Below are 10,269 nucleotides of genomic sequence, written 5' to 3'. Positions count from 1 at the left end.
CCATCTCCCCATCTCCCCATCTCCCCATCTCGGACACTCGGACACTCGGACACTCATCCCCAAACGCACCAAATATATTTCAAGTTGTAACAAACGATTCCCAAAAGTGCCAATTTGTCTCAAATTGGTGAAAGCTCGTGCCCGCGAAAAGGAGTTTTCCGAATATGTCTTTAACAGATACCCAAGTCTACGTAGCGCTCGTAATTGCTTTGATTCCTGGAATCTTGGCTTTCCGGCTGTCAACTGAACTGTACAAGTAGTTTCTAGACACCAGTCGCGAATCGCAAAATGCCTGTCCGAGTAGTTAAATCTTCAAATTACAGACAATTGCTGCCACCGTGGAGTAGATTGTTTGTGGTCAGCAAGAGGAAACTGCAAGGGCAGGCATTTTTATTGTGCAATTCCGTCCTCAAGCGTTACCCAGTCTCAAAAATTTTGGCTGCCGGCACCGTCACGAACAGGGGCGGGTGTGCGTTAAGCTCGGAATTTGCACGGTTTGTGCTCTAAAACTTCAGTCTCAGGTATTTGAAAAAAAATTATGCAAGCAATTCAACCCACCGTTACCCCACTGCGTCCTGTAAAAACTCCCCCTCGGGTTACTCCTCGTCGCAACAGCAAGCGCCAGCGTTCCTACCCTCATCAAACGCTCGCCGCCGAAACTGGAGTTAAGTTAGCAGTCAACATTGTACTTTCAGTCTGTGCGACTTCTGCTGTGATTCAGCTTTTGCCTCACTTCCGGGCAGTGCAAGAAAAGTTGCACGAAATTCAAGCTGAAGTCAATCTTACCCAAGGGCGAGTAGATAAGTCGCGATCGGACTTTAACCGCTCTTTTGACCCTAGTCTTGCTAAAACTGTGATGCAAGAGCAAAGCAATCGAATGGATCCCCAGCAGCGTCAGGTGATTTTGCAAGAGTCCCCGACACCAGAAGTCGAAGACTCCACCCCGCAACCTTAACCTTAAGGGAGTCAGTAGTCAGTAGTCATTAGTCATTAGTCATTAGTCATCAGTCATTAGTCATTAGTCATTAGTCATTAGTCATTAGTCATTAGTCATCAGTCATTAGTCATTAGTCATTAGTCATTAGTCATCAGTCATTAGTCATTAGTCATTAGTCATCAGTCATTAGTTGTTTGTCATTAGTTGTTTGTCATTAGTTGTTTGTCTCCCAGCACTTTTTAGTGACAGTCTGGTTAATTTCGATACGAAGTGTATCGATCGCTCAATCTGTAATTTTGCTTCTAGTAACCCACAAGTGAGAAGTCATAGCTAATGACTAATGACTGATGACTAATGACTGCGGACTAATGACTACTGACTACTGACTACTGACTACTTACTGCTGACTTGGCAATCACGGTTTTTGCCTTCAATAGTTCCAGTGCAGCTTGATATTGCAAGTCTGCTTCGGTGCCGATTCGATCGCGCGCAATCGGCTGTAGCGGCACTACGCGATCGGGCGAAATCCCCAATTTGTTAATATCCGTGTGGTTCGGCGTCTCGTACCTAGCGACAGTCACCGCCAACCCGGAACCATCAGACAAATCAAACAAAGACTGAATCAGCCCTTTGCCAAAAGTCTTTTCTCCGACCAATTGAGCTCTGCCGTTATCTTGCAGCGCACCAGCCAAAATTTCGCTAGCGCTGGCCGTTCCTTTGTTGACCAAAACAATTAGCGGATCTGCCGTCAAAGCCCCTCCATAGGCTTCAAAACTGCCGAGAATGCCTTGTCTGTTTACGGTGTAGACGATCGTCCCGGAATCGAGCCACAGACGCGCAATTTCAATTCCTGCTTGCAACAATCCGCCCGGATTGTTACGCAAATCGAGAATGTAGGCGGCGGCTCCTTGTTTTTCCAAACTGTCGATCGCGCCGGCGACTTCCTCAGTAGCATTAGCGCTGAATTGACTCAAGCGAATGTAGCCCAGCGGTAAATTGTCTGGGCCAGACTGCAATTCGGCGTAAACCGGGTGGAGTTCAATCCGATCGCGCACCAACTCAATATCTTCAGGAACGTCTCTTCCTTCGCGCCCTACGGTCAAAGTGACAGCAGTACCGGCGCGGCCGCGCATTCGAGTTGCTGCCTCGTCTAGGCTCAATTCTGACGTGGCAGTGCCATCAATTTTCAGAATGCGATCGAGCGGTTGAATGCCGGCTCGATCCGCCGGCGAACCGGCCAAAGGAGCCACCACTGTCAGGGTATTTGTCTGGGAGTCGATCGCAATTTGCAGCCCCACACCAGTCAATTCTCCCGAAGTGTTGACCTGCAAACTGCGGTACTGTTCTGGTTTCAGCAGTCGAGTAAAAGGATCGTCGAGATTGGCCAGCATCCCTTGAATCGCCGTGTAAGTCTGCTCTCTGTCGTTGAGCGGCTGCTTGACAGCTTGTTGGCGGATCGACCACCAGTTTTTAGAGTTAAAGCTGTCGTCCACGTAAGAGCGGTTGACAATTCGCCAAGCTTCGCTCAAAAGCTGCTGTTCTGAAGTTAGGGCCGCCGCAGGCTGTGTCCACGCGCCCAGAACCAGGGCGACTTGGAGGAATAGTAAAATTGCAGTCTGAAAAACTCGTCTGTGCATGATTTTTGTGTAAAAGATAGGCAAGTATGGCATCTCCTGCATTTTTAATTTGTAGGCTTTTAAGCTTTTGCGCGGTCAACTCTCCCCCAGACATTCAGGACTCGTCAAATCCGCGTCAAATGTACGCTGCGAACAAAAAAGTATTTAAATTTAACATTTAATTGTAAAAATTAGTGAAGTTTTATCAGGAAAATTAAAACTCACGAGCCAGAGAGTCGCTGACCGACCCGGACTGCGGTCTTGGGCCCTGTTATTGGCTATCTGCCTAGTAGGGGCGGATGTTGAGCTTGCAGAAAATGCTATTTGAGGCGAAGAAAAAAGCGATCGCTCCGTGAATTCTGCACAGCAATTATGTTACATTTTTTATCATAGTCTGGAATTCGATCGGGCAACGCCAGCGAGCAGGAACAAGCGACCGCTGAATTTCCCAGCGCTCGCGGGCGATCGCACAATGCAGAGTTCCTTTCGCAAGCTCCAAATTTTAAAATAGCCTCAGCCATTTGCTAATAAAAGCAAGCTGCTCGGGGCGGGGCGACAAAAAACATTGTGGCTGCTGCCCGCTTACCTCAACCACAGCAATATTCTTTTAGGAATTCTGGCTCCATGTTTTCTAAACAAATCACCGACTCAAAAACCTACCAGTGGTTTGAGGAACGCCTGGAAATTCAGGCGCTCGCCGACGACATCACCACTAAGTACGTACCCCCCCACGTCAATATCTTCTACTGCTTGGGCGGAATTACCTTAGTTTGCTTTTTGATCCAATTTGCCACCGGCTTCGCCATGACTTTCTATTACCGTCCAACGGTAGCAGAAGCTTTTTCTTCAGTGCAATACCTGATGAATGAGGTCAACTTCGGCTGGCTGATCCGCTCCATCCACCGCTGGTCTGCCAGCATGATGGTACTGATGATGATTCTGCACACTTTCCGGGTTTACCTGACCGGCGGCTTCAAAAAGCCCCGCGAATTAACCTGGGTGACAGGAGTAATCTTAGCAGTCCTCACCGTTTCTTTCGGCGTGACAGGCTACTCGCTGCCTTGGGATCAAGTCGGTTACTGGGCCGTTAAAATCGTTTCCGGTGTCCCCGAAGCCATCCCGGTTGTCGGTTCTTTACTGGTAGAACTTCTACGCGGCGGTGTCAGCGTCGGTCAAGGCACTTTGACTCGCTACTACAGCTTGCACACTTTCGTGCTGCCTTGGCTGATTGTAGTCTTCATGCTGGCTCACTTCTTGATGATTCGCAAGCAAGGCATTTCGGGCCCGTTGTAAGTTTTGAGTTGTAGGGGCGATATTTTTTTGCCCCCTGCGGAATTTTGGGTTGAAAATTCAGAATTCATCACTCATGATATTTATTGACAGCCCGATCGCGCCGCTGATTCAGACTAACGAATACAGCAAGATGCCAAGCCCGGGTAAAAATAAAAGGAGAACACTCTTACTATGTCTATTCTCAAAAAACCAGATTTGAGCGATCCGGCGCTACGCGCTAAGCTCGCTAAGGGCATGGGTCACAACTATTACGGCGAACCAGCTTGGCCCAATGACTTGCTCTACGTTTTCCCTATAGTCATCATGGGAACAATTTCCCTATGCGTAGGTTTGGCCGTACTAGACCCGGCTATGATTGGCGAACCGGCCAATCCTTTTGCGACTCCGCTAGAAATTCTACCGGAATGGTATTTGTGGCCGGTGTTCCAACTTTTGCGCGTTTTGCCTAACAAATTGTTGGGTATTGCTTGCATGGCCGCTGTTCCCCTCGGCTTGATTTTGATTCCGTTCATCGAAAGCGTTAACAAATTCCAAAATCCGTTCCGCCGCCCTGTGGCTACTGCAGTCTTCCTGTTTGGAACTGCGGTAACTCTGTGGTTGGGTATTGGTGCTATTTTCCCGATCGACCAATCTTTCACCTTGGGTTTGTTCTAAGATTCACGGTTGCTTAAATTTGACGCCCGCGGGTTTCCTATAAAGTGCTTTTGTACTGTTAGGAAACTTTAGCAGGCGTCATTTTATTTGCGATTTTAGATTTTAGATTGGGGATTTTTAGCTCTAAAATTTAATAATTCTCAGTAATTAATTCTCTAATTTTCTTCAACCGCATCAGCATACAGAATCATCAAATATACAGCGTATTCCTGGTTTATGAAGTACACACTCCTAACCGGGTTTCTTTACAGTTCTCGCATCATTACTGATTCTGTTCTGTGAAACCCGGTTTCTGGCTCTCTACATCTACATGGAATATGCTGTATCGGCGTTGCTGATTTACGGTATGCAAGGCAAAATATGCAAGTCATATCAATTCCGTTAGCATCGGAATGATATAAAGAAACGGAGGATACGGCAGTGCCGTGTCCTCGCTTATCATTCCGGTGCAGCCGGAATTGATATCATAGAAACCATTTTCGACACAGTTTCTGGATGTTAAACTTATTTTTTCATACCCTGATTGAGCAACGCCGCTTTATCTAATACCAAATCCGGGTAACAAAGAATTTCTGCATGTGGTACCCGCCACGCGATCGATCCGTGGAATCAATCCAAAATCTCAAATCTAAAATCTAAAATCGAATGACCCGCCGGATCGATCGCCACACCAACCCGAATAGAGGTATCGCGCGTGGGATTCCCTCTGTTTAGCTAAAAACAACAAAACCTCCTCAAAGAGAAGGTTTCATTACAATCGGAGCGGCGGGATTTGAACCCACGACCCCTACTACCCCAAAGTAGTGCGCTACCAAGCTGCGCTACGCCCCGACAACTTTAACAGCATAGCACGAAATCTCAGAAAAAGTCAAAAAACTTTTAAAACTTTTGCAGCCTGCACCAAACCCGGCACCGCAGCCGCCGGCCAAAAACCCTCGCACCTGCGGCCAGCATTCAAAATCAACTGCACGCTGTAAGCCTCGGGATAGCCTTCTACCTCCAGCCACAACAAATCTGTTTCGGCTTCAATGGCTATTTTTTCCTCATCCATTAACTCAGAGGCCATTTGACTCATGGTGTCGGCTAACTGTCCCAATAATCGGCAAAAATCGTTTAACTCAGCCTCCGTGAGTTCGATCGCCCAACCCTCCCCAGCCACCAAACCCTGAAACTCCTGCGCTTCGGGGTTCCATCCCAAACGCCAGCCAACACCAGTCTTGATTACACGTTCCACCATTGAAGGATTTTAGATTTTGGATTTTAGACATTGTTCGGCGGTTGAAACCGCTCAAGAGTCAAACAAAGTCCGGATGGTGCGCGGACTAAGAAATAAAGGCGATGTTTAAGCTAGATTCGATCGGCAATAAAATACTAAGGTGTAAGCAATTTCGCATCTCCCGGCTGCGGCTGCGTGATTTCCGGCGAAGTCGATCGCCCTTGTGGTGTTTCGCGCGCCGCCGGTGTCCGCGATCCTGAACTCTGCGTAAAAACATCAACCAAAGCTTGAACCAAAGCATCCCGCTGAGTTCGATTTAAACTTTGAATAGCAGCGCGATCGCCTTCCATCGGATTTTTTCGCAAAACATCCTTTCCCGGATACACGTCTTCCACCAAATAATCGGGAGTCGCCCCCAGATAGTCAGCTAAACTCAACTTCCAATCTAAGCGGTAATTCGGCGGTCTTCCTTTAACAAAGACGTGATATCGAATCAAGCGGCCGACTAAAGTATTGTTTGGATCTACTTTTCCAGTTTCCTGAGAAATGTAGTTATTCTCGATCGGCAAATCCGGCAATTTTTCATACACAAACTTCCACGCATCTTGCGCCCTCACCTGCAGCGGCCCCGATTGTTGAGCAACCCGCACCGCCGGCGCAGACTCAGAACTCCGCCGCAGCATAGGTTCCAAAGCAGACATACTCAGTTCGCCCGATTCCAATACCCAACTCAAAAGCGTGAAAATCGCCACAATCAAAGTAACAAACAGAAAACTCAAGCCCAGCTTTAATTTCTTCTTCACGGTTTTGACAATTTTAAAAATAGAATATTTTCCTCAACTTACCTGCCAACATATCTCCTAGTTTCTAATTTTATGATTTCCGAAAATCAACCCCGTTGGGAGAATCCCGATTTGAGAAAAATAGTTTCTTAGGAGTGCGATCGTCCCCCTCGCTTGTGTATATATTTCTCGAACCCTTGCGTACCGAAAATAAACGGATTTTTTACCCTAGCGGGCCAATCTAGTTTGAGAAAGTTTTGAGTTTTGAGCGAACAAAAATTGCTGGATATTCACCACTCAAAACTCAAAACTTGCCAAGTCTAGATATCTCCGATAATTTCCGGCTGAGTCATTTCATCCGACATCTCAAATATCGCCCGCATTACAGGTTTCATCATTTGAGTGTCGTCATTGTCAAAATCTTCATAGCGGCGGCGTTTGGCGCGGTTCGCCACCTGCACCGTAATCCGATAGCGGTTGGATGCAGCACCGATCAACTCTTCTGCCCGACGGGTTAACTGAGTTGAATCGAAGGTTGGACGCTTAATCATCGAAATTACCTAGTTTATCTAATGTTACATTCTAGTCTAGTATGTCAAGATTCATAAATTACTAACTGAGTATCGCTTATGCAGGCAGCAACAGGCTATTCCTTTGGTCACTTGCATCGGGTAAATTCTCGTCCCCTCAAATTGGTTGCTTTCGGCGACAGTTTAATCTATGGTTTTGGCGACGGCGTAGGCGGTGGTTGGGTAGAAAGATTGCGGCGCCAGTGGATGTTACCGGACAGTGCAGGACACGTTTTATACAATTTGGGGGTTCGGGGCGATCGCACCTATCAAGTCGCCCAGCGCCTCGAAAACGAGTTTCGCCACCGAGGCGAGCTCAGAAACCGCGTCCCCGATGCGATTATTCTTTCCGTCGGTTTAAACGATACGGCGAGAGTGCAGTCGCCTACCGGGCGCAGTTATACCGATTTTGAACATTTTAAAACTGTTTTGGATAATTTATTAAACCTATCCCAACAACTTTGTCCGGTGATTTTTGTGGGGATGGTGCCGGTGGATGAAAGCAAAATGCCTTTTCAAGATTGTTTGTACTACAATCATGCAGACCAGTATCGCTATAAAGAAGCAACGAAATTAGCTTGTCAGTTGCGGGGAATTCCCTATTTAGATATTTTTGATAAATGGATCGATCGCGGTAATATTTGGTGGCGTTCTTGTCTGACGGCAGACGGTATCCATCCCAACGCAGCGGGCTATCAATATTTATTTGAAGATGTGACAAGTTGGGAACCGCTACTGGCGATCGGTCATTAGTCAGCAGTCATTAGTCTAGTCTAGGACGCACTGCTAATCCAGAAACCGGGATTTTTGGCTAACTGCTGGCTGCAACGAAGTAGATGCCTGAAAAACCCGGTTTCTTGCCACTGGCTGTTTCTCAGACTAATCTGCCTTTCCTTCAACTCATATCAGATCCGGTCAAATAACCGTTATAAGTTTAAGGTAGATAAGGGAGATAGGGAACATAAGGCTTTTAAGGAGTTTAAGCATTTTTAAATCTACACATCGGTCTCAAAATATTTATTTTAAAAGACCCTATCTTCCCCTCACCACAAATAAAAGCATTCCATAATGATTACATAGCCGAGGAAAAGAGTAAGTTAGGCGAGAATCAATCAGCCTAAAATAAGCTTACTTATCCTTAATAAAAAACTTGTGTAAATTGGAGAATCAAAAATGTCTGTATTTCACCGCATTAAATTCGGCACATCTGTTTTATTAACCTTGGGAACCGTTGCTGGAACTGCAGCGCCACTGCTAGCACCCGCGCCTGCTTTTGCTCAGACAGCTTTTTCGGATGTTAGTAATAACTATTGGGCAAAAGACTTTATCCAAGATTTGTCAGAAAGGGGCATTATAAAAGGTTTTCCCGATCGCACTTTCCGCCCGGATGCACCCGTAACGCGGGCTGAATTTGCGGCAATGATTCGTTCTGTCAACAAGGCAAAAACCCGCGCTGCTGTAGGTTTTACCGATGTTCCGTCGAATTTTTGGGCCAAGGGGGCGATCGCCGAAGCATACGAAATGGGATGGATGTCTGGCTATCCCGGTAATGTTTTCAGGCCAATGCAGCAAATTCCTCGCGTGCAAGTTGTAGTCGCTTTAAATAACGGACTTGGCTATGAGCCTACCTGCAATTTTCAAGATGTTCTCAGCTACTACAATGATGCGGATCAGATCCAAAGTTATGCTGTCAAAAGTGTTGCTGCTGCGACTGAAAAAGAATTGGTTGTCAGCTATCCCAATCCTAAATCTCTCAAACCAAACCAGTCAGCGACGCGGGCTGAAGTAGCTGCTTTTATCTATCAAGCGTTAGTCAGTACCAATCAAGCAAGAGCAATTAATTCTCCTTACATTGCTAAGGCTGATATTGGCCAGAGTGTTGCTGTGAAAATTCCTAGCGGGGTGACTATTCCCATCGAGTATCCCAAAGGCAAGATTTTGCTAGGCCCCAATGACAAGTCTCCGATTACGCTGACTGTGGCTTCGGATATCGCGGGGAATAATGGCAAAGTTTTGATACCCGAAGGGTCTAAAATTAGTGGCGAATTGCGATCGACTACTGCAGGCGTTCAGTTTGTGGCCCAAGAATTAAGTATCATCAACGGTAGCAGAGTACCTTTGAATGCTACTTCGCAAGTGATTACTCGCAAAGAAACTGTGACTAAGGGCGTGAATGTGGGAAATTTGATTAAGAATACGGCGTTGGGTGCAGCAGCGGCGGCGGCGATTGCGGGAGTTACGGGCGATCGGGCGATCGCAACTGAAGAGGTGTTAGGCGGTGCAGGAATCGGGACTTTAGTCGGGGTATTTTTGGGTAAAGATAAAGTGGATTTGTATGCTGTTAATCCCGACACTGATTTAGATTTGCTGTTGAATTCAGATTTGGTAGTTACTGCTGCGAATACAGGCATTTGTAGCAATCGATAGAAGCAACAGTTAGCCCCGACGAGGTATTCAGAAACCGGGTTTCTTTGTAGATTTTGCGTCACTCAACCAAAAAACTCGTAGAAACCCAGTTTCTCGCCCCAACGCATAATTACTGCAATCGTAACTTTCTACGGACATCCCAAACTTTCTCGCGTAGAAACTCCCGTCACAGGATTCACACCATCTGCAGTTTCGCAGAGGACATTCACTTGATAAGCATCGATAATCGCGTCAGTAAAATCAGCGCCGGAAATTGCAGCATCAAAAAACCGAGTTCGTGTCATAATTGCTTCGGTGAAATTAACATTAGTCAAATTAGCGCCGTCAAATGTAACTCTATCTGCTAAAGAACCCGATAGATTAGCGCCTGACAAGTTGGCATTTAGCAAAACTCCTTTAGTCAAAATCGCATTGCTTAAATCAGCGCCTTGAAAGTTGGTTCTCCGCATTTCAGAAGCGACGAATGTTCCGCCCGCTAAGTCAGAATTGGAAAAATCGCGATCGGACAAATCAATATTTGTGTAATTAATATTAAGTTTCGGCAGCGCCAATGCAGGAGTAGCACTCAGCAGCACCCATCCAAAAGCCAACACTAAACTGAAAATCAGGCTCAGGAAAATTCGGGATACACTTTTCATAATGATGGGGAATGGGGAATTGGGAATGGGGCATTGGGCATTGTTAACTGTTGACAACTAACAACTAACAACTAACAACTAATATCAATTCTGGCTGCGCCGGAATAATATAGAGGAGACGGCAGTGCCGTGTCCCT

11 protein-coding genes and 1 tRNA gene are annotated in these 10,269 nt (G+C 46.4%); 6 read left to right on the top strand and 6 right to left on the bottom strand.

Annotation, left to right across the window (positions count from 1 at the left end; genetic code table 11):
* The first annotated feature begins 164 nt into the window (after window positions 1–164).
* A complete protein-coding gene (gene psaM, locus IQ263_RS26700; RefSeq protein ID WP_015174804.1) occupies window positions 165–260 on the top strand; it encodes a photosystem I reaction center subunit XII in 96 nt (31 codons plus the stop codon).
* 278 nt (window positions 261–538) lie between these two features.
* Window positions 539–955 (top strand): slr1601 family putative cell division protein, encoded by a 417-nt coding sequence (locus IQ263_RS26695; protein ID WP_194071086.1) that lies wholly within the window; start codon window positions 539–541, stop codon window positions 953–955.
* A gap of 368 nt (window positions 956–1,323) precedes the next feature.
* Here IQ263_RS26695 and ctpA read toward each other — a convergent pair whose 3' ends face one another.
* Window positions 1,324–2,574: a carboxyl-terminal processing protease CtpA gene (gene ctpA / locus IQ263_RS26690; protein WP_194071085.1), complete on the bottom strand. Its 1,251-nt coding sequence runs from the start codon at window positions 2,572–2,574 to the stop codon at window positions 1,324–1,326.
* Between the two features lie 603 nt (window positions 2,575–3,177).
* Between ctpA and petB the strand changes: the two genes are divergently transcribed.
* Complete coding sequence (gene petB / locus IQ263_RS26685; RefSeq protein ID WP_194013049.1) at window positions 3,178–3,846, top strand: cytochrome b6; 669 nt, start codon at window positions 3,178–3,180, stop codon at window positions 3,844–3,846.
* 171 nt (window positions 3,847–4,017) lie between these two features.
* On the top strand, window positions 4,018–4,500 hold the full coding sequence (gene petD / locus IQ263_RS26680; protein ID WP_194071084.1) for a cytochrome b6-f complex subunit IV: 483 nt from the start codon (window positions 4,018–4,020) through the stop codon (window positions 4,498–4,500).
* 757 nt (window positions 4,501–5,257) lie between these two features.
* Here petD and IQ263_RS26675 read toward each other — a convergent pair.
* From IQ263_RS26675 to IQ263_RS26660, 4 genes are all read right to left on the bottom strand, one after another.
* Window positions 5,258–5,331: transfer RNA gene (locus IQ263_RS26675), tRNA-Pro, on the bottom strand.
* Window positions 5,332–5,368: 37 nt separating this feature from the next.
* A complete protein-coding gene (locus tag IQ263_RS26670; RefSeq protein WP_194009662.1) occupies window positions 5,369–5,737 on the bottom strand; it encodes a DUF1818 family protein in 369 nt (122 codons plus the stop codon).
* A 134-nt stretch (window positions 5,738–5,871) separates the two neighbouring features.
* Window positions 5,872–6,519, bottom strand: a complete 648-nt coding sequence (locus IQ263_RS26665; RefSeq protein ID WP_194071083.1) for a hypothetical protein — start codon at window positions 6,517–6,519, stop codon at window positions 5,872–5,874.
* Window positions 6,520–6,818: 299 nt separating this feature from the next.
* The gene (locus IQ263_RS26660) at window positions 6,819–7,049 is read right to left on the bottom strand and encodes a DNA-directed RNA polymerase subunit omega (RefSeq protein WP_194009660.1); all 231 of its coding nucleotides are present in this window, start codon (window positions 7,047–7,049) and stop codon (window positions 6,819–6,821) included.
* Window positions 7,050–7,127: 78 nt separating this feature from the next.
* On the opposite strand from IQ263_RS26660, the gene IQ263_RS26655 reads away from it, so the two are divergent.
* Together IQ263_RS26655 and IQ263_RS26650 are read left to right on the top strand one after the other, a co-directional pair.
* A complete protein-coding gene (locus IQ263_RS26655; RefSeq protein WP_194071082.1) occupies window positions 7,128–7,820 on the top strand; it encodes a GDSL-type esterase/lipase family protein in 693 nt (230 codons plus the stop codon).
* 420 nt (window positions 7,821–8,240) lie between these two features.
* Window positions 8,241–9,494, top strand: coding sequence for an S-layer homology domain-containing protein (locus IQ263_RS26650; RefSeq protein ID WP_194071081.1), 1,254 nt, complete (start codon window positions 8,241–8,243; stop codon window positions 9,492–9,494).
* Between the two features lie 128 nt (window positions 9,495–9,622).
* Here the strand turns inward: IQ263_RS26650 and IQ263_RS26645 are convergent, their stop codons facing one another.
* Window positions 9,623–10,132 (bottom strand): pentapeptide repeat-containing protein, encoded by a 510-nt coding sequence (locus IQ263_RS26645; protein WP_194071080.1) that lies wholly within the window; start codon window positions 10,130–10,132, stop codon window positions 9,623–9,625.
* Window positions 10,133–10,269 lie beyond the last annotated feature (137 nt).

The organism is Tychonema sp. LEGE 06208 (genome assembly GCF_015207505.1).
GTDB lineage: Bacteria > Cyanobacteriota > Cyanobacteriia > Cyanobacteriales > Microcoleaceae > Microcoleus.
Note: the sequence above shows the minus strand (reverse complement) of the source record. Positions and strands in the feature narration are given on the sequence as shown.

Excerpts from the sequence above, each read along its gene's own strand:
- psaM (WP_015174804.1), top strand. The coding sequence starts at position 165 with ATGTCTTTAACAGATACCCAAGTCTACGTAGCGCTCGTAATTGCTTTG.
- IQ263_RS26695 (WP_194071086.1), top strand. The coding sequence starts at position 539 with ATGCAAGCAATTCAACCCACCGTTACCCCACTGCGTCCTGTAAAAACT.
- ctpA (WP_194071085.1), bottom strand. The coding sequence starts at position 2,574 with ATGCACAGACGAGTTTTTCAGACTGCAATTTTACTATTCCTCCAAGTC.
- petB (WP_194013049.1), top strand. The coding sequence starts at position 3,178 with ATGTTTTCTAAACAAATCACCGACTCAAAAACCTACCAGTGGTTTGAG.
- petD (WP_194071084.1), top strand. The coding sequence starts at position 4,018 with ATGTCTATTCTCAAAAAACCAGATTTGAGCGATCCGGCGCTACGCGCT.
- IQ263_RS26670 (WP_194009662.1), bottom strand. The coding sequence starts at position 5,737 with ATGGTGGAACGTGTAATCAAGACTGGTGTTGGCTGGCGTTTGGGATGG.
- IQ263_RS26660 (WP_194009660.1), bottom strand. The coding sequence starts at position 7,049 with ATGATTAAGCGTCCAACCTTCGATTCAACTCAGTTAACCCGTCGGGCA.
- IQ263_RS26655 (WP_194071082.1), top strand. The coding sequence starts at position 7,128 with ATGCAGGCAGCAACAGGCTATTCCTTTGGTCACTTGCATCGGGTAAAT.
- IQ263_RS26650 (WP_194071081.1), top strand. The coding sequence starts at position 8,241 with ATGTCTGTATTTCACCGCATTAAATTCGGCACATCTGTTTTATTAACC.
- IQ263_RS26645 (WP_194071080.1), bottom strand. The coding sequence starts at position 10,132 with ATGAAAAGTGTATCCCGAATTTTCCTGAGCCTGATTTTCAGTTTAGTG.